Genomic DNA, 24275 nt, shown 5'->3' with positions numbered 1-24275 from the left:
CGTCTCTTGCGGAACAGCAAGCGGCGCCGCCTTCGAACCAAACTACGAAAAGTTCTATGACCGACAAGCAAAGTGGAAACCAGACGGGTGTCGTGCCGAATGAGCGGGTAACCTGGGTCAAGAATCCGTTAATCACCCAGATTAGGTTCCATGACTCGATCGTACGTGACGATAGCGTTAAAATTCGGTACTACCTTTCTTATATCAATCCAAGTAAACGGGACGTTAAGTGGACCGGTAAACCGACACCTGATGGTCCTGCAATGCGGCTGTATTTGGGGGGCAAGGAGATTAAGCCTGCCCCGCCCAAGTACAGTGGTATTGAGCCTTATGTTGCGGCTCCCCGGGACGAAGATATAAAGCGATCTACCCATGTGGTGAAGGCAAAGGAGAGATGGGTAGGCGAAATTGCAGACGAATTTGTGATCTTGAATACCCAGTTCCTTCCTGGCACGCACGTCTACGAGATGGTCTACTGGCATACGCAACTCGACTGGATCGACGTGCGCGAGGTTCTGGACCGTACCGATACGGGCAAGGGCAGGATGATGTATCCGATCACGGATAACGCGCCGTCGAACCGCCTCTATTTCAGGGTCTACAAGCCGACCGATGAAGAAGCGCGTGAGGGGCGGCACATTGAATTCCTCGGCGAAGTGGATGCCCGTACGCAGGTCCCCGCGCTGCCATACGCCCGTCCGGGTGACTACGCGCCAAAGACCGGCTATTGGGCCGCGACGGGCAAGAGCATCGAACGGCTCGGCGGCTATTACGAAGTGTTCGTCAAGGAAGGGGATTCACTGCCGAACCTGCCGGGGGACAGGGGCGTGGACCCCTTCAGCTTCCAGTGGAAGTACGTGGGCGAACAGAGTGCCGCCGCTGGAAAGTAACGGGTACTCGCCGAGTTCACGCCCAACAGGGCGTTAGCGAATGCCGAAAGTATTGCATTTTTTATCGAGAGCGCAAAGGATGAAACCTGACCGTCTGACAATGAACGGCGTCCGCACCATTATTTCGATTGGAGGGATGGTGGCGCTGCTCGGCTGCTCGTCCCTTGCGGAACAGCACGCGGCGCCGCCTTCGAACCAAACTACGAAAAGTTCTATGACCGACAAGCAAAGTGGAAACCAGACGGGCGTCGTGCCGAATGAGCGGGTAACTTGGGTCAAGAACCCGCTGATCACGCAGATCAGGTTTCATGACGGAAAGCTTGGCAGCAACTATGTCGAAATACGGTACTACACCACATACATAAATCCGAGCGATGGGGACGTTAAGACAACGGGCAAGCCCACGCCGGATGGTCCTGCAATGCGGTTGTATTCGGGAGGCAAGGAGATTAAGCCTGCCCCGCCTAAGTACAGTGGTATTGAGCCTTATGTCGCGGCTCCCCGGGACGAAGATATAAAGCGATCTACCTATGTGATGAAGGCAAAGGAGAAATGGGTAGGCGAGGTTGCAGACGAATTTGTGATCTTGAATACCCAGTTTCTTACTGGCACACACATTTATGAAGTCGTCTACTGGCATACGCAACTCGACTGGATTGACGTGCGCGAGGTTCTGGACCGTACCGATACGGGCAAGGGCAGGATGATGTATCCGATCACGGACAACGCGCCGTCGAACCGCCTCTATTTCAGGGTCTACAAGCCGACCGATGAAGAAGCGCGTGAGGGGCGGCACATTGAATTCCTCGGCGAAGTGGATGCCCGTACGCAGGTCCCGGCGCTGCCGTACGCCCGTCCGGGTGACTACGCGCCAAAGACCGGCTATTGGGCCGCGACGGGCAAGAGCATCGAACGGCTCGGCGGCTATTACGAAGTGTTCGTGAAGGAAGGGGATTCACTGCCGAACCTGCCGGGGGACCGGAGCGTGGACCCCTTCAGCTTCCAGTGGAAGTACGTGGGCGAACAGAGTGCCGCCGCTGGAAAGTAACGGGTACTCGCCGAGCTCATGCCCAACAGGGCGTTAGCGAATGCCGAAAGTATTGCATTTTTATCGAGAGCGAAGGATGAGGCCTGACCGTCTGACAATGAACGGCGTTCGCGCCATTATTTCGATTGGAGGAATGGTGGCGCTGCTCGGCTGCTCGTCCCTTGCGGAACAGCAAGCGGCGCCGCCTTCGAGCCAAACTACGAAAAGTTCTATGACCGACAAGCAAAGTGGAAACCAGACGGGTGTCGTGCCGAATGAGCGGGTAACCTGGGTCAAGAATCCGTTAATCACCCAGATTAGGTTCCATGACGCAATCGTACGTGACGACAGCATTAAAATACGGTACTACCTTTCCTATATCAATCCAAGTAAACGGGACGTTAAGTGGACCGGTAAACCGACACCGGATGGTCCTGCAATGCGGCTGTATTCGGAGGGCAAGGAGATTAAGCCTGCCCCGCCTAAGCATCGTGACATTGAACCTTATGTCGCCGCTCCCCGGGATGAGGAAATAAAACTGTACGCCAACAAAGTTAAGGCTGAAAGTAAATGGACTTCAGATGGCCCCGGTGAATTTGTGATTATGAACAGCCAGTTCCTTCCTGGCACGCACGTCTACGAGATGGTCTACTGGCATACGCAACTCGACTGGATCGACGTGCGCGAGGTTCTGGACCGTACCGATACGGGCAAGGGCAGGATGATGTACCCGATCACGGATAACGCGCCGTCGAACCGCCTCTATTTCAGGGTCTACAAGCCGACCGATGAAGAAGCGCGTGAGGGGCGGCACATTGAATTCCTCGGCGAAGTGGATGCCCGTACGCAGGTCCCGGCGCTGCCGTACGCCCGTCCGGGTGACTACGCGCCAAAGACCGGCTATTGGGCCGCGACGGGCAAGAGCATCGAACGGCTCGGCGGCTATTACGAAGTGTTCGTCAAGGAAGGGGATTCACTGCCGAACCTGCCGGGGGACCGGGGCGTGGACCCCTTCAGCTTCCAGTGGAAGTACGTGGGCGAACAGAGTGCCGCCGCTGGAAAGTAACGGCAGATCAATATCACCATCGGAGATTTTCATGCGACCCGTTGTGCTTGTCGGCCATCGCCATGTCTGTCCGTTGCACGGACCCGGAACTGTTATCAGCGGCACGGACGGCGTGACCGTCGGGGGGAGAAAAGCGGCCTGTGTCGGTGACTCTACGAGTTGCGGTGCTGTCATCGTCACCGGGGGCGTAACCACGTTTGGCGGCCGGGCGGTCGCCCGCGAGGGTGACACCACCAGCCACGGCGGCACGCTGGTCGAGGGCGATAACGGCTGGTTGCTTGATTGAGCGGAACAGGGAAAGCACGCCATGATTCAGCTTCCAGGCAGACATGCTCCGGGCGACGCATCGGCGTCCGCTGAGTCGCGGCAGCTTGTCGCTGTTCGCATGAATCTCAATAGTAGACAGGACGGGGTGGCTACCGTTTGTGTGGCGGCAGGCAAAGTTCTTCGCGCTTTCGCGTCTTACTTTGACGCGACGATCAGAGCAACGCACTTGGCTACGCCGAACAGCCGCATCGGTGTTTGGGGGTAGGGCATTTGCCGCCGGGGACGATCCAGCCACCCAACCGGGATGGCTGCAACGTGCTTCTGCAATCGGGTTGGGCCGCCCGCCAGGGACGATTGATTACTGGACCGGACAACCAGCCGCCAGGATGTTTTCTTGAACTTCGCCGGGCAGGTCATGCCCTCACGCCGTGCAGATACCGGCCACGCCGACTTTCTGGAACAGGTGCGGGCTCGCGACGGCGGACGACGGATAGGCCGGCAGCACGCGGATCGCTGCATCCAGGTCAGCCGAACTGAAGTCGCCGGCGATGTCGCGGACATGCTGTTGCCACCGCCCGACCACGGCCTGATAGGACGCCTCGCCGAGAGACGTCGGCGCGTGCAAAGGGGAACGCTTGTGTGCCGGATCGGGTAGCGGCCCAATCAGCCCTTCGCCGGTCAGCACGTCGATCTGTTTCAGCACCGCCTGCCGACCGGCCTGCGGGTCGAGCGAATCGCCGACGACAACTGAGTCGGGTGCGTAGCTGATCTGCCGGGCGCATTTGCCGCGCACGCACGACAAACCCTTTTCGATCAATGGCTTGGTGCCGTTAATGGACGGTTGTCCACAAGCTTGCCAACACAATCTGTGGAAAAGCCCTGCGTCGCGCGGCGTCAGGCCGGCTGCGTAAAGCGCACCGTGACGGTCAGCCCGCGCCCGCCGCGCGTGGTGCCGAGCGCGACGGTCGCGCGATGCTGTTCGGCGATCCGCTTGACGATCGACAACCCGAGCCCGCTGCCAGACGACGTGACCGCCTGCGCGCCTTCACCGCGATAGAAGCGCTCCCACACGTCGGTGCGTTCGGCTTCCGGGATTCCGGGGCCGTCGTCGGCGACTTCGAGCACGGGCGTCTCGCCGTCGATGCGCGCCGACACGTCGACGCGCGCGCCTTCGCCCGCATAGCGGATCGCGTTGTCGACGAGGTTGTTCAGCAGCACGCGCAATGTGTCGGCGTTGCCCGATGCCATCACGGGGGCGTCGACGATCGCGCCGAGATCGATGCGGTGCGCATCGGCGACGCGCGCGCGGTCCGACACCACCGAGCGGCACAGCGCGGCGAGATCGACCGGCGCCAATGCGGCGGCGGCCGCCTGCGCATCGGGTTCGAGGCGCGCGAGCGTCAGCAACTGTTCGGCGAGGTGGCCGAGGCGCGTCGTGCCCGCATGGATTTGCGCGAGGATATGCTCGCGTTCCTCGGCCGTCGCTGCACGCCGCAGCAGTTCCGACTGGATCGACAACCCCATGATCGGCGTGCGCAGTTCGTGCGCGGCATCGGCGATGAAGTGCCGCTGCAGCGTGAACGAGCGGTCGAGGCGTGCGAGCAGATCGTTGATTGCTTCGGCAAGCGGGCGAACCTCGTTCGGCATCGATGCGACGTCGACCGGCTCGAGGTTGTTCGCATTCCTGCGTTTCAGGCCGGCCGCGATCGCGCGCAATGGCCGCAGCCCCGCGCCGATGCCGAACCACAGGCCGAGCGCGAGCAGCGGCAGCATCGAGAACACCGGCCACAGCAGGTGGACGGCGATGCCCGCGATCGCTTCCCATCGTGCGTGGCGTGCCTGCGCGAGCCGGATCGTCGTGCCGCCTCGCTCGGTCACATAGGTGCGCCAGGGCTGCCCATCGACGTCGATGCTCGCGATGCCTTTCTGCTCGGGCGGCGGCAGCTCCGAATCGCGGTCGGTCGAATACACCAGCGTGCCGTTGCGCCACACCTGCAGCAGCACCGCATCGGGGTCGCTCGCTTCGAAGCCGTGCTTGCCCTTGGCGTGGTTGCTGAACGACAGCTCGCCGTTCGGGCCGACGACGATCTGTTTCGACATGCTGCGCATCTGGTCGTCGAGCAGGTCGTCGAGTTCGCGCAGCGCGCCCCAGTAGGTGCCGGCGCTCGCGACCAGGCCGATCACGCACGCGGCCGGCAGCAGCCACGTCAGCAGGCGCCGCCGCAGCGACGCGTTGCGCCAGCGCGCGACCGCGCGTTGCATCCGCGTCACGTGCCGTCACCGATCCGGTAGCCGACGCCGCGCACCGTGCGGATCATGTCGTGGCCGAGTTTCTTGCGCAGGTTGTGGATATGCACCTGCACCGCGTTGCTCTCGATTTCCTCGCCCCAGCTGTACAGCCGTTCCTCGAACTGTTCGCGCGAAATCACCGCGCCCGGTTCGCGCATCAGCTCGTGCAGCAGCACGAATTCCTTCGGCGACAGCGGCACTTCGTCGTCGTCGAGCCAGACGAGGTGCTTGACGGGGTCGAGCCGCAGCGGGCCGATCGCGAGCGTCGTCTGCGCGCGGCCCGCATGGCGGCGGCTGACCGCGCGGATACGGGCGAGCAACTCGTCGAGCTCGAACGGCTTGACGAGATAGTCGTCCGCGCCGCTGTCGAGGCCCGCGATGCGGTCGGGCACGCCGTCGCGCGCGGTGATGATGATCGCGGGGAGGGTTTCGTCGCGGCGGCGCAGCGCGGCGAGCACCGACAAACCGTCGCGGTTCGGCAGCCCGAGATCGAGCAGCAGCAGCCCGTAGCTGGTCGCACGCAGCGCGAGCGACGCGGCGTCGCCGTCCTTCACCCAGTCGACCGCGAAGCCTTCCTGTTTGAGGCCCTGTTCGAGCCCGCTGCCGATCAGCGGATCGTCCTCGACGAGCAGTACGCGCATGGATTGGTGTCTCTCCAACGGGGGCGCGGCAGCGCCCGAGGTTCTCATGATAAGCGCACGCGTCTTAGGCGGAGCTTAAATGCGGGCGGCGTGCGGCGGGCTTTCGTACTCGTCCTATGCGGCAGCGTGTCACTTGGGCGCGACCTTCAGGTTTGCTTAATCTTACGGTCCGTAATCTGGCGCCGTCGCGTTCAACGGAGCGCGGCGCCACATCGAAGAAGAGGACCGAGATCATGAAACACCTGGCCAGAATCCTGGCGGTCGCGCTCGTCGCGTTGCCTGCTGCCGTCCATGCGCAATACACGGGGCCGTCCGCGCTGACCACGACGACCGTGAAGGAACTGCTCGCCAACGGCAAGGACGACCAGCACGTGCAGTTGCAGGGGCGCATCGTCAAGCACGTCGGCGGCGAGGATTACGAGTTCGCCGACGCCACCGGCACGATCCACGTCGAGATCGACCGCAAGCTGTGGGCGGCGGGCCAGCCCGTCAGCGACAAGAACGAAGTGAAGCTGACCGGCGAATTCGAGCGCAAATGGTCGGGCCGCGTGAAGGTCGACGCCGATCACGTCGAAGTGCTGCGCTGACCGGTGGGCGCGGGGCCGGTGATACCATGGACGACCGGTTCCCGTTCCCACCAAGATGGCCGCCAATTTCGACGAACTCGCGTCCCGGATCCGGGCGCAATTTTCCGAGCTGAGCCCGCAATTCCAGGCGGGCGCCGCCTTCCTGCTCGATCATCCCGACGAAGTCGCCACGTCGTCGATGCGCAAGGTCGCGCAGCGCGCGCAGGTGCAGCCTGCGTCGCTCGTGCGGCTCGCGCAGCAATTCGGCTTTCCCGGCTGGAACGAGCTGCGCGACCTGTGCGTCGCGCGCGTGCGCACGCGTCCCGAGCCGCTCACCCAGCGTGCGCGCTCGCTCGTGCGGCCCGACGCGAAGGCGTCGCTCGCGCACGATCTGCTCGCCGCGCAGCAGCACAACCTGTCGGCGACCGCCGCCCAGAACGAGCACACGCTCGCGGATGCGGCGAAGCTGATCCGCAAGGCGTCGCACGTGCACGTGGCGGGGTTTCGTTCGTGCTATCCGGTTGCGTTCGGTTTCGTCTACGGCTATCGGCTGTTCCGGCCGACCGTGTCGCTGCTCAACGGCGTCGCCGGCTCGCTCGAAATGGAGCTGAGGACGATCGCGAAGCAGAGCGTGACCGTCATCGTCAGCTTCGCACCGTATTCGGCCGAAGCGACGCGTGTCGCGCAGGCCGCGAAGGCGCAGGGCAGCCGGATCGTCGCGATCACCGACAGCGCCGTGTCGCCGATCGCGCTGCACGCGGACGCGCAACTGATCTTCACGCACGACAGCCCGTCGTTCTTTCCGTCGCTGGTGGCCGCGCACGCGATGGCCGAGGCGCTCGTCGCGCAGTTGCTGGCGCTCGAAGGCAGCGATGCGATCGCGGCGCTCGAACGGACCGAAGCGGAACTGCACGCGAAGGGCGCGTACGTCGTTTGACGCGCGCGGCGGTATGGATGGTTTCAGCCAACTCTCATTCACGACCCGACGTAACCGATGACGTTGACCTACGCAGTGACCGACGCGGCCGACGCGGACGTGCGCAAGCAGATCGTCGCGCCGCTGATCCGCTTCAACGAAAGCCACGCCGGCCCGGTCGATTTCCGGCCGCTGGCCGTGATCGCGACCGACGCCGCCGGCGCGGTGGTCGGCGGCCTGTGGGGCGGCACGGCGTTCGGCTGGCTGCATGTCGACCTGCTCGTGGTGCCCGAGGCCGCGCGCGGCCAGGGCGCCGGCACGCGCATCATGGATCTGGCCGAACGAGAGGCCGTCGCGCGCGGCTGCCACAGCGCGTGGCTCGATACGTTCGACTTCCAGGCGCGGCCGTTCTACGAGAAGCGCGGCTATGTGCGCTTTGGCGAGCTGCCCGATTACCCGGTCGGGCACACGCGCATCTTCCTGACGAAGCAACTCGCGGGCTGAACGGCGCGGCCCGGCCCGGTTGACGATGCGGTCAGCCGTCGCCTACGATACCGGGCAGCGATGCAGGTCGCTTCCGGGTCCGCGGAAAGGGTTCAACCCACCTGTCGCAGTCAATCCAGTCTTCCCCATCCTTCGTGCTGGCGGTGTTGCGGACCTTCGGCCATCCATGCACAAGGATCCGCATGAAAAAGCTGCCTCCCGACGCTCATCCCGATCATCTGAAAAAGCAGGCCAAGACATTGTTGCGCCTGTACCGGCAGGGCGACGCCGATGCCGTCGCGCGCTTCGTCGCATCCCTGCCCGCCGCCGCGCATCGCACGCACGACGAAACGCTCGCGCTCGGGCTGCGCCTGCACGACGCGCAGTCCTGCATCGCACGCGAGTACGGCTTTGCTTCGTGGGCCGATCTCGGCGTGTTCGTCGAAACGCACGCACTCACGCGGCAACCGCGATCGCTGCTGATCCGGCGCTGGCTCGATCTCGCGTACGGCGCCGACGTGACCGGCGGTTTCGACGCGGCCCGGCCGCGCGTCGCCGCGCAATTGCTGCTCGATCGTCCCGATCTCGTGTCGGCGGACCCGACCATCGCATGCGCGGCGGGCGATCTCGACGCGGTGAAGGCGGCGCTGGCCGCCGATCCCGGCTGGATCGCGCGCGCCGGCGGGGCGCTGAAGCTGCCGCCGCTCGTCGCCGTCACGCATTCGCGGCTCGCGCAGCTTCCCGAATTCGCGGCCGGGTTGCGTGCGTGCGCGCGTCATCTGCTCGAGGCGGGCGCCGATCCGAACCAGCGGATCGGGAACCGGTATCCGCCGGCCTCGCTTGCCGAGCCCGACGAGTCGGAATCGTTGTCGGCGCTGTATGGCGCCGCCGGCGTCAATCGCGATCCGGCGCTCACCGCGATGCTGCTGGAAGCCGGCGCCGATCCGAACGACGGCGAATCGCTGTATCACTCGGTGGAGAACCCGGCGTGCACGCGTCTGCTGCTCGAGCACGGCGCACGGGTGGGCGGCACGAATGCGTTGCGGCGCGCCCTCGACGTGCCGGACGCGGCCGCGCTCGAGCTGTTGCTCGCGCATGGCGGCGACCCGAACGAGCCGGCCGGCGAGGGGCCGACGAGGATGTGGGGCGCGCCGTTGTTGCGCGCGATCGCCGTGCGTTGCCCGGCACGCCATGTCGCCGCGCTGCTGGCGGCCGGCGCCGATCCCCGCGCGCGGACCGCCGCGGGTGTCAGCGCGTACCGGCTCGCGATGCAGACGGGGTTGTCCGACGTCGCGGCGCTGTTGCGCGCGGCCGGCGCGGAGGAGGCGCTCGATGCGCAAGACGCGTTCATGGCGGCCTGCGCGCGCGCCGATGCCGACGACGCGCGGCGCATTCAGGCGGAACACCCCGAACTGCCCTGTGCGCTGTCCGACGATCGGCTGCGGTTGCTACCGGACGCCGCTGCATGGGGTTCGCGCGACGCGGTGAAGGTGATGGTCGAGTTGGGCTGGCCGATCGCCGCGCGCGGCGGCGACTGGGACGCGAGCGCGCTGAATCACGCGGTGTTCCGCGGCGATGCCGAACTGCTGGCGTTCCTGCTTGCACACGGCGCGAGCTGGCGCGACCTGCACGGGTTCGGCAGCGATGCGCTCGGTACGTTGTCGTGGGCGTCCGTCAACGAGCCGGACGGCGTCGACGATCCCGACTGGGAGGCGTGCGCGCGCGTGCTGCTCGCGTACGGCGTGCCGCCCGCGGTGCGCGATCCGTCGAATCCGGACGGCGTGCTGATCGACGGCCGCGCGATGCGGTTCTCCGACGCCGTCACCGACGTGTTGCTCGGCGTCGACGTCGGGCGGCCCGCATCGACGTGACCGACGCGGGCCGTTGAACGTGGCGGCCCGCATCCGGCCGGCCCGGGTGTTTCCGTTGCGCGACGACATTTCGGCAAACGCTGAAACGTCGCGTGCACGACCGGCGTAAGCTCACCGTCAACACCTTCCCGGAGTTCGTCATGACCCGTTCCGACCAGCAAGCCCGCCACGCCGAAGCTTTCCGTGCACTGCACACGCGCCCCGGCGCGTTCATCATCCCGAACCCGTGGGACGCCGGCACCGCGCGCCTGCTCGCGATGGCCGGCTTCGAAGCGCTCGCCACGACGAGCGCCGGGTACGCGTTTTCGAAAGGGCAGCCCGACAACGCGATCGACCGCGACGCGATGCTCGATCACATCGCCGAGCTCGTCGCCGCGGGCGGCCTGCCCGTCAGCGCCGATCTCGAGAACGGCTTCGGCGACGCGCCCGACACGGTGGCCGAAACGATCCGGCTGGCGGCCGAGGCGGGCGCGGTCGGCGGCTCGATCGAGGATGCGACCGGCCGCGCCGATACACCGATCTATGCGCGCGACGCGTCGGTCGAACGCATCGCGGCGGCCGTCGACGCGGCGCGCGCGCTGCCGTTTCCGTTCACGCTGACCGCGCGCTGCGAGAACTACCTGCACGGCCGCCGCGACCTCGACGACACGATCGCGCGGCTCGTCGCGTATCGCGACGCCGGCGCCGACGTGCTGTATGCGCCCGGCATCACCGACGCCGACGAGATCGCGGCCGTGACCCGGGCGGTCGGCGCGCCCGTCAATGTCGTCATGGGGCTGCAGGGCGGGTTGCTGAGCCTCGACGAACTGGCGGCGCTCGGCGTGAAGCGCGTCAGCGTCGGCGGCGCGCTGGCGCGGGCCGCGCTCGGCGCGTTCCTGCACGCGGCGACGGAAATGCGGCGCGACGGCACGTTCACCTTTACGCGGGCAGCCGTGCCGGGGCGCGATATCAACCGCTGGTTCGCGGCGCCGGATAATTCGCCGATTTTGTTCGGCGAATGAGCCCCAATAAAATCCGGAATCGTTTCCACTTAAGCATTGATTGACAATAATCAATCGGTTTCGCGCCTGCATTAATCGTCGGCGCTGACGCGAAAATCGTCGTTTATTCTCCGCATTCCGCCTGGTCGGCTGCCGCCGGCGCGCAAACCGCACCGGATCTGAGGCTTGGCGGGCTGTCATACGCGACGATGTCGTGCATTGTTGCAGGTTCTCGTTCAGAACGTTTCAGTGCGCGGCAGTTGCCGGATGATTTTTTGATTGATAATCTGCGTCACGTTCGAATGACCGGCGAGTGGGCTGCCGGGAATATCAATATATTCAATATATTAAAAGCTGAGAGAGCGATGACGATCCGAGAAAATCATCGAGTGAGGTTTCGCGTGGGCGATGTCGTGACGCTGAAAACGGGCGGGCCGCGCATGACCGTCACGTATGCCGGGCCGGTCGTGTTCGACGACGGCGATTGGCTGATCTGCCAGTGGTTCGACGAAAACGGCGAGTTCCGGCAGGAAATGTTTCATCACGACACGGTGGCGCCCGAGCCGCGTGCGATTTCGGCCGGGCGGGTCCGACTGCGCATGCAGTCGCACCGCTACCGGTCGGCGGCCTGACGCCGGCCGCCGCGATGCCGCGACGCGCGGCGCGCGGCGTCCGTGCAACGACACTTCACGCTATTCCGAAACATGCGGCGGCGCGCTGCGCCGATACTGAACGCATGAACCCGACCGATCCCATTGCCGCGGTCACGCACCGCGATCCCTATCCCTATTACGCCGCGCTCGTCGACGGGCCGCCGCTTGCGTTCGACGCCACGCTCGGCCTGTGGGTCGCGAGCCGCGCGGCGACCGTGACGGCCGTGCTCGGCCATCCGGCCTGCCGCGTACGCCCGCTCGACGCGCCGGTGCCGCCCGCGTTGCGCGGTACGACGGCCGGTGCGCTGTTCGGCGAGCTGGTGCGCATGAACGATGGCCCGTCGCGACACGACATGCCGAAGCAGGCGTTGCGCGCGGCGTTCGCGCCGATCGACACGGATGCGCTGCGCGCTCGCGCCGACGCGCTTGCCGCGCGGCGATTGCCGACGCCCGGCGATGCCGATGCGCTGAATGCGTGGTGCATGACGGTGCCGGTGTGTGCGGTTGCCGATCTGCTCGGCTTCGACGAAGCGCAACTCGACGACATCGCCGAGCGGGTCGTCGAGTTCGTCGCCGCGCTGTCGCCGCTGTCGGATGCCGCGGCGCTGGCGCGCGCGAGCGACGCGGCGCGGCAACTGCTCGACCGGATGACGGAACGGGTTGCGCAGTCGCATGCGCGCGACGGCACGCTGGTCGCCGCGGTGCAGCAGGCGGCCCGCGCGTCCGGCTGGCACGCGAGCGGCGCGCTGGTCGCGAATCTCGTCGGGTTGCTGTCGCAGACGTGCGAGGCGACGGCCGCCTGGCTCGGCAATGCACTCGTGGCATGGGACGGCGAAGCCGGCGTGGCGCCGGACGCGGCCGCGCTCGACGCATTCGTTGCCGAAGTCGCGCGTTTCGATGCGCCGGTGCAGAACACGCGCCGGTTCGTCGCGGCGCGCACGTCGATCGAAGGCGTGAGCGTCGAAGCCGGCGACGCGATCCTCGTCGTGCTCGCGGCGGCGAACCGCGATCCGGCCGTGCATCGCGAGCCGCATCGGCTGATGCCCGGCCGCGCGGCGGGGCCGAATTTCGGCTTCGGCACGGGGCCGCATGGGTGTCCGGGCGAGCGGATCGCACGGGCGGTGACGGCGGGGGCGTTCGCGGCGCGGTTGCGCGCGGGCGGCTGGCCGCCGCGCGACGTACTGAAGTGGGATTACCGCGCGTCGACCAACGTCAGGATGCCGAAGTTCGACGCGACGCGGTGAAGCGGAAAGAGGGACTTAACGGCAGCCTTGTTTTTCCGCCCATTGCTCCTGGGCGGCGACGCGGCGCTGCACGCGTTCGACGAGGCCGGTCGAGAAGGTGCGCATGCTGACGCCGCGGCGCTTAGCGAGGATCGTCTGCGCGACGTCGGTGCGCGGATTCGGCTGGCACGCCCAGTACAGCGTCATCAGCCAGCCGATGCCCGTCCACGCGAACAGCGCGTTGAACATCGCGATCGTCAGCTTGTCGTGCCGGCCGCGCCGGTCGGCAATGACGGCCGGCAGGAAATAGAGCGCGATCGCCGCGACTGAACCGGCCAGTTGAATCAGGACTTCATCATGCATGGTGCTGCTCCGTCCGAACTGCAATGAGGCTGATTGTCGCGCTTTTTCCGTTCGTGTGCAGGCAATTGATTGTTGCGCTTTTGGTGACGATCAGCCAGCTTCGGCGTCCGCCGGCTGCACGTCGTTGCTCAGCGCGAAACCTTCGTCGAGCCAGCCCGTCACGCCGCCGATCATCAGCTTGACCGGCCGGCCGAGGCGCGCGAGCCGGATCGCCGCGCGCGCGGCGCCGTTGCAGTGCGGCCCCGCGCAGTAGACGACGAACAGCGTGCCGGCCGGATAACCGGCGAGCTTGCTTTCGATGATCTTGCGGTGCGGCAGGTTGCGCGCGCCGGGCACGTGGCCGGCGGCGAACGGGTCGGCGCCGCGCACGTCGAGCAGCACGAAATCGGGCGTGCCGGACGCGAGTGCGTCGTGCACGTCCCAGCAATCGGTCTCGAAGCGCAGCGATGCCTCGAAATGCGCGAGCGCGGCGCGGCTGTCGGCGGCGGGGACGTCGGTGACATAGGACATGGTCGGGCTCTCCTGGTTGAGCGGGTACGGAACCGAGCGGGCACGGAACGCGCCGCAATGAAGGGCAGTATCGCGGTTCGGCTCGCTTCGCGGCAGTGGCGCGATCGACAAGTTCCGGTAACATCGCGCCATGCATAATCATCTCGTCGTCGCGCTCGCCTACGATCGTCTCTGCACGTTCGAATTCGGCTGCGTGGTCGAACTGTTCGCGCTCGAGCGCCCCGAACTCGGCGTCGACTGGTATCGCTTCGCGGTATGCGCGAGCGAGCCGGGGCCCGTGCGCGCGGCGGGCGGCATCACCGTTGCCGCGCCGTACCGGCTCGCGACGCTCGATCGCGCGGACACCATCGTGATTCCCGGCTGGCGCGATCCGGACGAACTGCCGCCCGAGCCGTTGCTGAAGAAACTGCGGGCCGCGCATCGGCGCGGCGCGCGGCTCTGCTCGATCTGTTCGGGCGTGTTCGTGCTGGCGGCGGCAGGCGTGCTCGACGGTCTCACCGTGACGACGCACTGGCGATATGCGGAGCGCTTGCAGGCGCGTTATCCGGCGCTGCGCGTGAATCCCGATGCGCTGTACGTCGACGAAGGACAGATCGTCACGTCGGCCGGTTCGGCGGCGGGGCTCGACATGCTGCTGCATCTGGTGCGCCGCGATCACGGCGGCGCGATCGCGAACCGCGTCGCGCAGCGCCTCGTGCTGCCGCCGCACCGCGACGGCGGGCAGGCGCAGTTCGTGCCGCGTCCGGTCGCACCGGGCGGCACCGACCGGCTCGCGAAGCTGATCGACTGGATGCGCGCGCATGCGGCCGAGCCGCACACGCTCGCGTCGCTCGCCGCGCAGGCCGCGATGAGCACGCGCACGCTGCAGCGTCAGTTCGCGGATGCGACCGGGATGTCGCCGCTCGCATGGCTGATCCGCGAACGCGTGAACGTCGCGAAGGACATGCTCGAAGCGCAGCCCGCGTTGTCGCTTGCGCAGGTCGCGGCGCGCGCGGGGTTCGGTTCCGAGGAATCGCTGCGCCGGCATTTCCGGCGCGTCGCGGCGACGAGCCCGGCCGCGTACCGGCGCGGGATGGATCGCGGTGGCACGTAGCCGGCGCCGGGCGGCATCGCTCGGGCGCGACGAAGAAAAGAACCACTGGTGTGGCGACGGCCACTCATTCCGAACAAGGATGCCGATGACGATGCTGCCTTCCCGTTTGCCGCTGATCCAGGCCCCGATGGTGGGCTCGCTGAGCCCGCTCGCGATCGCCGTGTGCGAAGCCGGCGGGCTCGGTTCGCTCGCGTGCGCGGCGCTCGGCCCGCAGCAGTTGCGCGACGAGATCGCGGCGATCCGTGCGCGCACGGCCGCGCCGTTCAATGTGAATTTCTTCTGCCATGCGTTGCCCGCGCCCGATGCCGAGGTCGACGCGCGCTGGCGCGCGGCGCTCGCCGGCTACTACGCGGAAGCCGGGCTCGACCCGGCCGACGTGAAAGGCGGCCCCGGCCGCGCGCCGTTCGACGATGCGATGTGCGCGGTCGTCGAGGAACTGCGGCCGGCCGTCGTGAGCTTCCATTTCGGACTGCCGGACGACGCGCTGCTCGACCGCGTGCGTCGCACGGGCGCGCAGGTGGTGTCGTCCGCGACGACCGTCGAGGAGGCGCGCTGGCTCGATGCGCGCGGCGTCGACGCGATCGTCGCGCAGGGCGCGGAGGCCGGCGGCCATCGCGGAATGTTCCTGACCGACGATATCCACGCGCAACCGGGCCTGTTCGCGTTGCTGCCGCAGATCGTCGATGCAGTACGCGCGCCGGTGATCGCAGCCGGTGCGATCGCCGACGGGCGCGGCATCGCGGCCGCGTTCGCGCTCGGCGCCCGCGCGGTGCAGATCGGCACCGGCTACCTGCTGACGCCGCAGGCCGGCCGCTCGGCGCAACATCGCGCGGCCGTGCGCGCCGCCCGCGACGACGGCACACGCATCACGAACCTGTACACGGGCCGCCCCGCACGCGGGCTGCTGACGCGCTTCATGCGCGAACAGGGGCCGATGAGTGCGCTCGCGCCGGCGTTTCCGCTCGCGACGGCCGCGGTCGATCCGCTGCGCGGCGCGTTCGAGCGGCAGGGCCGCGACGATTTCTCGCTGCTGTGGTCGGGCGAGGCCGCGGCGCTCGCGCGCGAAGAGGATGCCGGTGAATTGACGCAGCGCCTGTGGCGCGACGCACTCGCGTGCGCGGCCGGGCTGCGCGACGCGTTTCCGACGGCTGGCTGAACGGCCAGGAGGGGCGCCGGCGGGGGAGCATCGGCGTATGATCTGGATTTTCGTCAGCCCGATCCAGGCACCCCCACCATGACTTCCGTCGACACTACCCCCGTCCTCGACCATGACAAGCTCGTTACCTTCATCGAGCGCAAGTGGAACGATGAAATCCTCCACGCACTGACCGACTACATCGCGATTCCCGCGAAGAGTCCCGCATTCGACCCCGACTGGGCGAAGCGCGGATATCTCGAACGCGTCGTCACCGACGCCGCGCAGTGGGCCGAACGCCAGCCGGTGAAGGGCCTGAAGCTCGAAATCGTGCGTCTGCCGGGCCGCACGCCGGTGATCTTCTTCGAGTCGCCGGCCACGCGTTCGGGCAGCACCGACACGATCCTGCTGTACGGCCACCTCGACAAGCAGCCCGAATTCGACGGCTGGCGCGCGGATCTCGGCCCGTGGACGCCGAAATTCGAGAACGGCAAGCTGTACGGCCGCGGCGGCGCGGACGACGGCTATGCGATCTACGCGAGCCTCGCGGCGCTCGGCGCGCTCGACGAGCAGGGCATCGAGCGGCCGCGCTGCGTCGGCCTGATCGAGACCTGCGAAGAGTCGGGCAGCTACGACCTGCTGCCGTACGTCGACGCATTGCGCGACCGGCTCGGCCAGGTATCGCTCGTCGTGTGCCTCGATTCGGGCGCCGGCAACTACGACCAGATGTGGCTCACCACGTCGCTGCGCGGCCTCGTGTCCGGCGACCTGCAGGTCGAGGTGCTGGAAGAAGGCATCCACTCGGGCGTGTACGGCGGCATCGCGCCGTCGAGCTTCCGCGTGATGCGCCAGTTGTTCGAACGCCTCGAAGACGCGAAGAACGGCAACCTGCTGCCGGGCGCGTTCCATTGCGAGATTCCGTCGAGCCGCGTGCGCGAAGCCGAAGCGGCCGCCGCGATTCTCGGCGACACGGTGTGGAAGGGGCTGCCCTGGGCGTGCGGCCAGGACGGCAAGCCCGTGCTGCCGACCACGACCGATCCGCGCGAGGCGCTGCTGAATTCGACGTGGCGTCCGTCGCTGTCGGTGACGGGCGCGGCCGGCATGCCGGCGCTCGCCGATGCGGGCAACGTGCTGCGTCCGCGCACCGCGTTCAAGCTGTCGCTGCGGCTGCCGCCGCTCGTCGACGCCGCGCAGGCCGTGCAGCAGTTGAAGGAACTGCTCGAACTCGATCCGCCGTACAACGCGAAGGTCACGTTCAAGCCGGACGCGGGCGCGGCGACGGGCTGGAGCGCGCCGGATCTCGCGCCGTGGCTCGCGTCGTCGCTCGACGCCGCGTCGCGCCGCCACTTCGGCGCCGACTGCGCGTACATGGGCCTCGGCGGCACGATCCCGCTGATGAACGTGCTGCAGGAAGGCTTCCCCGCCGCGCAATTCATGGTGTGCGGCGTGCTCGGGCCGAAGTCGAACGCGCACGGCCCGAACGAGTTCCTGCACGTGCCGTACGCGAAGAAGCTCACGGCGGCGGTGGCCGACGTGATCGCGACCGCGCGCTGAGCGTCGCAGCGTTCGACGAACCGATTGCCCGACCCGAACCGACTGGATGGAGTGTTGCCGATGACCGCACTGCCGACGCCCGATACCGAACCGCTGCGCATGCGCGCCGAACCGCTGCATGCATTCGTCGCGGCACTCTGGGAACGGGCCGGCAGCAATCCGCGCGAGGCGACGCTCGTCGCCGATCACCTGGTCGGCGCGAATCTCGCGGGCCACGATTCGCACGGGATCGGGATGATCCCGAATTACGTCGCGTCGTGGCGGGAAGGGCAGTTGCAGCTGAACGCGCACGCGTCGATCGTCCGCGACGGCGGCGCGGTGCTGACGATCGACGGCGGGCGCGGCTTCGGCCAGGTGATCGCGTTCGAGGCGATGGTCGAAGGGATCGAACGCGCACGGCGCATGGGCATCTGCGCGATCGGGCTGCGCGACGTCCATCACCTCGGCCGTATCGGGCACTGGGCCGAGCAGTGCGCGCGCTCGGGGCTCGTGTCGTTCCATTTCGTCAACGTGCCGGGCGACCTGCTGGTCGCACCGCTGCACGGCACCGATCCGCGTTTCGGCACGAACCCGTTCTGCGCCGCGTATCCGCGTGCGGGCAAGCCGCCGCTGCTGCTCGATTTCGCGACGAGCGCGATCGCGTACGGCAAGACGCGGGTCGCGTACAACCAGCGCAAGCGCGTGCCGGCCGGGTCGCTGATCGACCATCGCGGCGAGCCGACCGACGATCCGGCCGTGATGCACGAGCAGCCGTTCGGCGCGCTGCTGCCGTTCGGGCTGCACAAGGGATATGCGCTTGCGGCGATGTGCGAGATTTTCGGTGGCGCGCTCGTGGGCGGGCATACGACGTACGGCGATACGCTGCAGAAGACGAGCGCGATCGTCAACGGGATGCTGTCGGTGCTGATCGATCCGAAAGCGTTCGACGCGGCCGATGCCGAACGCGAAGCCGATGCGTTCGTCGCGTGGGCGAAGGCGTCGCCGCAGGCCGGCGATACGCCGGTGCAGATGCCGGGCGAACCTGAAGAGGCGAGCCGCGCCGCACGCGGCACGACCGGCATTCCGGTCGACCGCGCGACGTGGCGGCAGATTCGCGAGAGCGCGGCGGCCGTCGGTGTCGACGCGGCCGAGCTCGATGCATGGACGCAGCGCTGCGAGGTGCCCGCATGAGCTGGCAGTCGGAGAAGGCGCACGGCGAGGAAATCGCGTATCAGCTTGCGCCGCTCGGCACGGTCGCCGTTGTACGGTTCTTCAGCGGTGCGGCGTTGCGGCTCGACGGCGTGATGTTCGGCTTCATGTCGCGCGGGTCGCTGTTCCTGCGGGTGGACGACGTGAACCGCCCGGCGTTCGTCGCGGCGGGGATGGGGCCGTTCTCGTATGCGAGGCCCACGCGCACCGTCTCGCTCGAGGGCTATTACGAAACGCCGGCCGACGTGCTCGAGGATGCGGGCACGCTGTTCGACTGGTGCCGCGGCGCGTATCGCGCGGCGCTGCTGGCCGGGACCCCGAAGCGCAAGGCGAAGGCGGCGTCGGAGACTGTGTCCAGAGCGGGCGCGAAGGCTGCACCGAAAGCGGCATCGAAGGTCGCGTCGAAACGTGCAGCGAAACCGGTGGCGAAGCCTGCGACGAAATCGGTAACGAAACCCGCGTCGGCACGGAAAACGAAGCCCGCGGCGAAAGCAGCAGCGAAACCGGCGTCGGCGCAGACAGCAAAACCGGCATCGAAATCGTCGCCCGCGCCGGCACCGAAACCCGCGGCGAAGCGCAAGCAGGCGTAGTCCCGATCACGAGAAGCGACCGCCTCGCGATTTTCGCTTTCCTTACTTTCAGGCGCGCCCGTCGCGGCCGACCAGCACGCTGCGCGGCCTATGTGCCCGCACGATCCGGCGCACGCATGCATCGAGCTTGACGCACCGCACGTCCTGCATGCTTCACAACGGCGGCCCCGGCGTTTATGATCGGCGCGGGTTGTGCCCATGCGTCGCGCGACCCGCGCCGGCCTCGCCGCCGGCCTCGCGAACGGCGCACCCGACGCCGCGCGGAACGCTTCCCCACTCATCATTCCAGACGGAGACAGCCGATGCTCGTCCTGATTCTCGGTTTAGCGATCTTCCTCGGTGTGCATTCGATCCGGATCGTCGCCGACGGCTGGCGGTCCGCGACGATCGAGCGGATCGGCGAGAAGGGCTGGAAGGGCGGTTACGCGATCGCGTCGATCGTCGGCTTCGCGCTGATCGTCTGGGGGTACGGGCTCGCGCGCGCGGGCGCGACGCTGCTGTGGGTGTCGCCGGTCGGCGTGCGTCACCTGACGGGCATGCTGACCGCGGTCGCGTTCGTGCTGATCGCCGCGTCGTACGTGCCGCGCAACCGGATCAAGACGCTCGTCGGGCATCCGATGCTGGCCGGCGTGATGGTCTGGGCGGTCGCGCACCTCCTCGTGAACGGCACCGTGCACGCGGTCGTGCTGTTCGGCGCGTTCTTCGTGTGGTCGATCGTCGATTTTGTCGTGTCGCGTGCGCGGGATCGCCGCGACGGTGTCCGCTATCCGGCCGGCGCACTGGCCGGCGACGTCGCGGCCGTGGCGGCCGGCCTCGTCGCGTGGGCTGTGTTCGCGCGATTCCTGCACGGCCCGCTGATCGGCGTGCGGCCGTTCGGCTGAACGTGCACGCCGGGCCGGACCGGCTGCCGCGGCAACGGCGTGCGTGCGTCAGATCGGCTTGACGAACAACCCGACGGTCAGCAGCGCGCCGATGCAGACGATCGCGATGCGCAGCACGCGTTCGTTCACGCGATGCAGCGCCCATGCGCCGAGCAGGCCGCCGACGATGGCGCCGGCGCCGAGCGCGATCGCCTCACGCCAGTGCAGGTGTGGCGACGTGACGAACAGCACGACGGCCGATGCGTTCATCACGCCCGCGAGCGCATTCTTCGTCGACATCGCGTGACGCGGCGGCAGGCCGGCCATCGTCAGCGCGGCCATCATCAGGAACCCGATGCCGCCGCCGAAGTAGCCGCCGTAGATCGCGATCAGGAACTGCGCGACCCCGGCCGCGACGGGGCCGAGATGTTGCACGCCGGCGCCCGGTTTGCGAAAGAAACTGCCCCACGCGAACACGACCGTCGCGAACAGCACGAGCCACGGCACCAGGTGCGAGAAGATCGACGACGGCGTTTTCAGCAGCAGCAGGCCGCCGAGCGCGCCGCCGGCCACGCTGATCGCGAACAGTGCGCGAAACGGCAGCTTGCCCACGCCGCTCACCATGTTTCGGCTCGCCCAGCCCGTCGTGACCTGGCCGGGGAACAGCGCGACCGTCGACGTGATGTTGGCTGCGAGCGGCGACATGCCCGACACGATCAGCGCGGGCAGCGTGACGAACGAACCGCCGCCCGCGAGGGCGTTCTGCAGGCCGGCCCAGAGGCCGGCGACGATGATGAGAGCGAGCATCGGTGCGCAACGGAAGAGGTGGCGGGGGGGGCCCGCTGCCGGAGAAGCGCGGGCGGGGTGCCCGCACGATGGTAATGCAGGATGGCGGCCGCCGGAAGCCGGCGCGGGGCGCGCGCGATGTCACGCGTCCGGTGGGGCGTCTTTCGCTCGCGCGGCGCTGCCGTGGTCGTCGTCGACATTTGGGTAGACGATCGTGCCGTCGGGCCGGACGACTGCGCCGGCCGTGAGCCGCGCGGGTTCCACGCGGTTGCGCCCCATGATGTGCAGTACCGTTTCGCCGCGCGCGATCAGGTAGTCGGACACGATGCGTCGATGACAGCGCCACCACACGGCTTCCGAACACATGATCGCGCAGCGCTGCTCGTGCCCCTGGGCGATCAGTCGGTCGAGGCCCGCGTGAAATTCGGGCGACAGCGCGTAATCCGCGTAGCGGTGAAAGCTGCGGTTCGTCCAGAAGTCGTTGACGTCGTCGGGTATGCCGCGCGACTTGCTGCGCAGGCCGCCGAGTTCGGCGATGTGTTCGTACGCGATGTCGGCGGCGGCGAGCGTATCGGGCAGCGTCGCTTCGTTGAACTGCGGGTTGGTGCGCGAACGCGTCATCTTGCGGATATCGGCGAGCAGCGTGATCTCGACCGCATCGAGCAGGCCGACGAATTCGTCGAGCGTGCGGTTCGAATGGCCGATCGTGTAGAACGGGAGCGTCATGCGCGGTCCTTGCCGGCGATCCGTTCGAGCACGCGGCCGCGATGCGCGGCGACATGGTCGGTCCGGTCGCTCTTGACCTCGTACTGCGGATCGTCGGGCGACGCGTGATGGCGATGGCCCTTGTAGTCGAAGTCGGCGGTGTGGATCGCGATGATCGTGCCGGTCACGTAGCCGGCCTCGGAATTCCAGCGGACGTGGTCGCCCAGCTTGAATGGGGTGGTCATGCAGCGGGTCCTCCTGGCGCGGTTGCCGTGTGCGTCGATCCTGGCGGTGTGTGTCGTCATGCCGGGACGAACGGCGTGCCCATTATCGGCCACGACCGTTCGCGGCGAAAGACACAGACGGCCGCGCGGCGCTGCGTTGCCTGCACGACGAGACCGACGAACCAATGTCGCGCGATTTTCTCTCTGGCCGAAATTTTTACAAGGATAAAGACTCGGGCAGCGCGGATCGGACCAAACGTCACCGGACAAGTGAAATATCGATCGAATCGCAAAAGGGGCAGGCCACACAATCCGACGGGTTTATCTCATATCGCGGGAAGACCTGCGCGAATCGGCCGATCGAATGGGTTTCATAAACGTATGCGAGCCAGCGCGGAATATCGGTGTGAAAGTCAATAGAAGCGTCTAAATGTTCTGACATTCGATCGCGATGCGCGGGAGTGTGCGGTGCTTTGCGCGGAAGCCGTGCCGGCCGGGCATGCAGCACCTGGTGGCGCCCGCACTGGCTTTGCCGTTGCGGGCCCTGCTTCACCGGCCGGCTTGCGTGTGCGATGCGCGGATCGACGCAATCGAAATCGGTTTTATTTTATTGTTCATTCGCGCGCATCGTTTCATTTAAACCCGATACGCATCGCGTCCGGTTGCGATTTATTGCAGCGCGGTGCACAATCGTTCACAAGTGCAATAAATCCGCAGCGGATTTTCTCAGTGGCACGAATACTCCCCGCCATTCGCTGCCCGCCATTTCGGCGGACGCACGATCGTGCGTCAGGCTCGGCGGCGCGATTGCCGATTTCCGGTCTATCGCGAATCACGGAGCACATGCGCCCGAGGCACGATGCCGTCGGCCCATCGGCCGGCCGGTCCCGACAGTACAGCAAGAGCGCAACATGGCGACTTCCATCGACCTCAATCTTCTCGTCGTTCTGGACGCGTTGCTGTCCGAGAACAGCGTCGTGGGCGCGGCCAACGCGCTCGGCCTCAGTCCGTCCGCCCTCAGCCGCTCGCTCGCGCGCTTGCGGGTGATGACGGGCGACCCGTTGCTGGTGCGGGCAGGGCGCGATCTCGTCCCGACTCCGCGCGCGCTCGAGTTGCGCGACAGGGTGCATGCGCTCGTCGTGGAGGCGCATTCGGTCATGTGCCCGTGCGAACGGGTCGACATGAGTACGCTCAAGCGCACGTTCTCGATTCGCGCGAACGAGGCATTCGTCGAGACCTTCGCGCCGGCGCTGCTCGAACACGCGTCGCGCGCCGCGCCCGACGTGCGGCTGCGCTTCGCGCCGAAACCCAACAAGCATGTCGATGCGCTGCGCAATGGCGACATCGATCTCGAGGTTGGCGTGATCGGCCAGGCCGGCCCGGAGCTGCGCGTGCAGGCGCTGTTTCGCGACCGCTTCATCGGCGTGGTCCGCGCGGATCATCCGCTGGCGACCGGCGAAATCACGCCGCAGCGCTTCGCGTCGTTTCCGCAAGTGAGCGTGTCGCGCCGCGGGCAGTTCAACGGCCCGATCGATACGTTGCTCGATTCGCTCGGCATCGCGCGCTCGGTGACGACCGTCGTGTCGAGCTTTCCGACCGCGCTGTCGCTCGCGCGCAGCTCGGACTTCGTCGCCAGCGTGCCGGAGCGGCAGACCGAGCGGTCCCGCGTCGGCATGTACAGCTTCACGCTGCCGTTGCCGATCGCGGACCTGACCGTCTCGCAGATCTGGCACCCGCGTTTCGACCGCGACCCCGCGCATCGCTGGCTGCGCGATTGCGTGCGCGGTATCTGCGCGCCGCGCGTGGCCGAGGCGATCGCACCTGCTTGTCATGCGGCCGCTTCGATGTGACGCATCATGCAACTCTGGTGGCGTGCGTCAACGTCATTGATACATTGCGTCTCGTGCATCTTCCGCAGCGTAAATCGATTCGGTATGCTCGATTCCATTGTGACAACGCCGGAGATAATGCGTGGGACGATCGTTGCTTGTGAATTCGCCGAATATTCGTGACGCCTTTAAATAATAAACATCCAATCCGAGGGGTATGTGAATTGAGGTGAACGCTGGAAATAACGAATCTGAAACATTGGCGTCTTATTCTGGATGGAGAAACGAATGATTCAGTGTGCGGCGAATATAGCGGCGCCCGCGGATGTCGCGCTGAGCATGCGCGAATGCGAGGTGTTGCGATGGGCGGCGGAAGGGAAGACCGCCTATGAGATCGGCATCATTCTCGGCCTGACCGAGCGGACGATCAACTTCCACATTTCGAGATCGATCGTCAAGCTCAACGCGTCCAACAAGACCAATGCGGTCGTGAAAGCCGTGTTGATGGGCCTGATCGTGTTTGCGTGAACGGTACCGGGGCGTCCGTCGTGGACCCCCGGTTGCCG

The 24275-nt window shown here is 66.8% G+C and carries 27 protein-coding genes; 19 read left to right on the top strand and 8 right to left on the bottom strand.

Going from position 1 to position 24275, the window contains the following annotated elements:
- Positions 1–56: 56 nt before the first annotated feature.
- The 4 genes from GJG85_RS21655 to GJG85_RS21640 all read left to right on the top strand — a co-directional run bounded on the left by GJG85_RS21655 (position 57) and on the right by GJG85_RS21640 (position 3269).
- On the top strand, positions 57–890 hold the full coding sequence (locus GJG85_RS21655; protein ID WP_239468985.1) for a hypothetical protein: 834 nt from the start codon (positions 57–59) through the stop codon (positions 888–890).
- 79 nt (positions 891–969) lie between these two features.
- Complete coding sequence (locus GJG85_RS21650) at positions 970–1938, top strand: hypothetical protein (protein WP_239468984.1); 969 nt, start codon at positions 970–972, stop codon at positions 1936–1938.
- A gap of 211 nt (positions 1939–2149) precedes the next feature.
- Positions 2150–2983, top strand: a complete 834-nt coding sequence (locus GJG85_RS21645) for a hypothetical protein (protein ID WP_239468983.1) — start codon at positions 2150–2152, stop codon at positions 2981–2983.
- A gap of 31 nt (positions 2984–3014) precedes the next feature.
- Positions 3015–3269 (top strand): PAAR domain-containing protein, encoded by a 255-nt coding sequence (locus GJG85_RS21640; protein ID WP_080334425.1) that lies wholly within the window; start codon positions 3015–3017, stop codon positions 3267–3269.
- 402 nt (positions 3270–3671) lie between these two features.
- On the opposite strand, the gene GJG85_RS35030 is transcribed toward GJG85_RS21640, so the two are convergent.
- The 3 genes from GJG85_RS35030 to GJG85_RS21620 form a co-directional block, all read right to left on the bottom strand.
- Entirely contained in the window at positions 3672–4019 is a 348-nt protein-coding gene (locus GJG85_RS35030) for a MarR family winged helix-turn-helix transcriptional regulator (protein ID WP_239468994.1), read from the bottom strand.
- A 125-nt stretch (positions 4020–4144) separates the two neighbouring features.
- Positions 4145–5521: an ATP-binding protein gene (locus GJG85_RS21625; RefSeq protein ID WP_124630657.1), complete on the bottom strand. Its 1377-nt coding sequence runs from the start codon at positions 5519–5521 to the stop codon at positions 4145–4147.
- Positions 5518–6180 carry a response regulator gene (locus tag GJG85_RS21620; RefSeq protein WP_050018128.1) on the bottom strand — a complete coding sequence of 221 codons (663 nt, stop codon included), beginning with the start codon at positions 6178–6180 and terminating at the stop codon, positions 5518–5520. Before GJG85_RS21620 ends, GJG85_RS21625 begins: the two co-directional genes overlap by 4 nt.
- A gap of 233 nt (positions 6181–6413) precedes the next feature.
- Between GJG85_RS21620 and GJG85_RS21615 the strand changes: the two genes are divergently transcribed.
- The 7 genes from GJG85_RS21615 to GJG85_RS21585 all read left to right on the top strand — a co-directional run bounded on the left by GJG85_RS21615 (position 6414) and on the right by GJG85_RS21585 (position 12893).
- Positions 6414–6767, top strand: a complete 354-nt coding sequence (locus GJG85_RS21615; protein ID WP_050018129.1) for a NirD/YgiW/YdeI family stress tolerance protein — start codon at positions 6414–6416, stop codon at positions 6765–6767.
- A gap of 55 nt (positions 6768–6822) precedes the next feature.
- Positions 6823–7683 carry a MurR/RpiR family transcriptional regulator gene (locus tag GJG85_RS21610; RefSeq protein WP_050018130.1) on the top strand — a complete coding sequence of 287 codons (861 nt, stop codon included), beginning with the start codon at positions 6823–6825 and terminating at the stop codon, positions 7681–7683.
- 57 nt (positions 7684–7740) lie between these two features.
- Positions 7741–8166 (top strand): GNAT family N-acetyltransferase, encoded by a 426-nt coding sequence (locus GJG85_RS21605; RefSeq protein ID WP_124595525.1) that lies wholly within the window; start codon positions 7741–7743, stop codon positions 8164–8166.
- A gap of 182 nt (positions 8167–8348) precedes the next feature.
- Positions 8349–10016, top strand: coding sequence for an ankyrin repeat domain-containing protein (locus GJG85_RS21600; RefSeq protein ID WP_050018132.1), 1668 nt, complete (start codon positions 8349–8351; stop codon positions 10014–10016).
- A 140-nt stretch (positions 10017–10156) separates the two neighbouring features.
- Positions 10157–11017, top strand: a complete 861-nt coding sequence (locus GJG85_RS21595; protein ID WP_050018133.1) for an isocitrate lyase/phosphoenolpyruvate mutase family protein — start codon at positions 10157–10159, stop codon at positions 11015–11017.
- A gap of 344 nt (positions 11018–11361) precedes the next feature.
- Positions 11362–11628: a YodC family protein gene (locus tag GJG85_RS21590; RefSeq protein WP_050018134.1), complete on the top strand. Its 267-nt coding sequence runs from the start codon at positions 11362–11364 to the stop codon at positions 11626–11628.
- A gap of 104 nt (positions 11629–11732) precedes the next feature.
- The gene (locus GJG85_RS21585; protein WP_050018135.1) at positions 11733–12893 is read left to right on the top strand and encodes a cytochrome P450; all 1161 of its coding nucleotides are present in this window, start codon (positions 11733–11735) and stop codon (positions 12891–12893) included.
- A gap of 15 nt (positions 12894–12908) precedes the next feature.
- Here GJG85_RS21585 and GJG85_RS21580 read toward each other — a convergent pair whose 3' ends face one another.
- Both GJG85_RS21580 and GJG85_RS21575 read right to left on the bottom strand, forming a co-directional pair.
- Positions 12909–13235, bottom strand: a complete 327-nt coding sequence (locus GJG85_RS21580; protein WP_050018136.1) for a superinfection immunity protein — start codon at positions 13233–13235, stop codon at positions 12909–12911.
- A 90-nt stretch (positions 13236–13325) separates the two neighbouring features.
- Positions 13326–13745: a rhodanese-like domain-containing protein gene (locus GJG85_RS21575; RefSeq protein WP_089489774.1), complete on the bottom strand. Its 420-nt coding sequence runs from the start codon at positions 13743–13745 to the stop codon at positions 13326–13328.
- A 130-nt stretch (positions 13746–13875) separates the two neighbouring features.
- Between GJG85_RS21575 and ftrA the strand changes: the two genes are divergently transcribed.
- The 6 genes from ftrA (at position 13876) to GJG85_RS21545 (ending at position 20186) form a co-directional block, all read left to right on the top strand.
- A complete protein-coding gene (ftrA, locus tag GJG85_RS21570; RefSeq protein WP_011547242.1) occupies positions 13876–14838 on the top strand; it encodes a transcriptional regulator FtrA in 963 nt (320 codons plus the stop codon).
- 85 nt (positions 14839–14923) lie between these two features.
- Positions 14924–15994 carry a nitronate monooxygenase gene (locus GJG85_RS21565; protein WP_124630663.1) on the top strand — a complete coding sequence of 357 codons (1071 nt, stop codon included), beginning with the start codon at positions 14924–14926 and terminating at the stop codon, positions 15992–15994.
- A 78-nt stretch (positions 15995–16072) separates the two neighbouring features.
- Complete coding sequence (locus tag GJG85_RS21560) at positions 16073–17527, top strand: M20 family metallopeptidase (protein ID WP_006480804.1); 1455 nt, start codon at positions 16073–16075, stop codon at positions 17525–17527.
- A gap of 60 nt (positions 17528–17587) precedes the next feature.
- Complete coding sequence (locus GJG85_RS21555) at positions 17588–18697, top strand: malate/lactate/ureidoglycolate dehydrogenase (protein ID WP_124630665.1); 1110 nt, start codon at positions 17588–17590, stop codon at positions 18695–18697.
- Positions 18694–19305, top strand: a complete 612-nt coding sequence (locus tag GJG85_RS21550; RefSeq protein WP_204384398.1) for a TfoX/Sxy family protein — start codon at positions 18694–18696, stop codon at positions 19303–19305. The genes GJG85_RS21555 and GJG85_RS21550 overlap by 4 nt, the downstream gene beginning before the upstream one ends.
- A 302-nt stretch (positions 19306–19607) precedes the next feature.
- Positions 19608–20186: an NnrU family protein gene (locus GJG85_RS21545; RefSeq protein WP_050018142.1), complete on the top strand. Its 579-nt coding sequence runs from the start codon at positions 19608–19610 to the stop codon at positions 20184–20186.
- Between the two features lie 48 nt (positions 20187–20234).
- Here GJG85_RS21545 and GJG85_RS21540 read toward each other — a convergent pair whose 3' ends face one another.
- From GJG85_RS21540 to GJG85_RS21530, 3 genes are all read right to left on the bottom strand, one after another.
- On the bottom strand, positions 20235–20972 hold the full coding sequence (locus tag GJG85_RS21540) for a sulfite exporter TauE/SafE family protein (RefSeq protein WP_050018143.1): 738 nt from the start codon (positions 20970–20972) through the stop codon (positions 20235–20237).
- 120 nt (positions 20973–21092) lie between these two features.
- Positions 21093–21677 (bottom strand): DUF488 domain-containing protein, encoded by a 585-nt coding sequence (locus GJG85_RS21535; protein WP_204384397.1) that lies wholly within the window; start codon positions 21675–21677, stop codon positions 21093–21095.
- Positions 21674–21901 (bottom strand): DUF2945 domain-containing protein, encoded by a 228-nt coding sequence (locus GJG85_RS21530; RefSeq protein ID WP_050018145.1) that lies wholly within the window; start codon positions 21899–21901, stop codon positions 21674–21676. The genes GJG85_RS21535 and GJG85_RS21530 overlap by 4 nt, the downstream gene beginning before the upstream one ends.
- 890 nt (positions 21902–22791) lie before the next feature.
- On the opposite strand from GJG85_RS21530, the gene GJG85_RS21525 reads away from it, so the two are divergent.
- Both GJG85_RS21525 and GJG85_RS21520 read left to right on the top strand, forming a co-directional pair.
- The gene (locus tag GJG85_RS21525) at positions 22792–23730 is read left to right on the top strand and encodes a LysR family transcriptional regulator (protein ID WP_050018146.1); all 939 of its coding nucleotides are present in this window, start codon (positions 22792–22794) and stop codon (positions 23728–23730) included.
- A gap of 255 nt (positions 23731–23985) precedes the next feature.
- Positions 23986–24237 carry a LuxR C-terminal-related transcriptional regulator gene (locus GJG85_RS21520; RefSeq protein ID WP_239468982.1) on the top strand — a complete coding sequence of 84 codons (252 nt, stop codon included), beginning with the start codon at positions 23986–23988 and terminating at the stop codon, positions 24235–24237.
- Positions 24238–24275 lie beyond the last annotated feature (38 nt).

This window comes from Burkholderia sp. MS389 (genome assembly GCF_016899425.1).
GTDB classification, from domain to species: domain Bacteria; phylum Pseudomonadota; class Gammaproteobacteria; order Burkholderiales; family Burkholderiaceae; genus Burkholderia; species Burkholderia sola.
The sequence above is the reverse complement of the archived record's forward strand: the minus strand, read 5'-3'. Positions and strand labels throughout refer to the sequence as shown.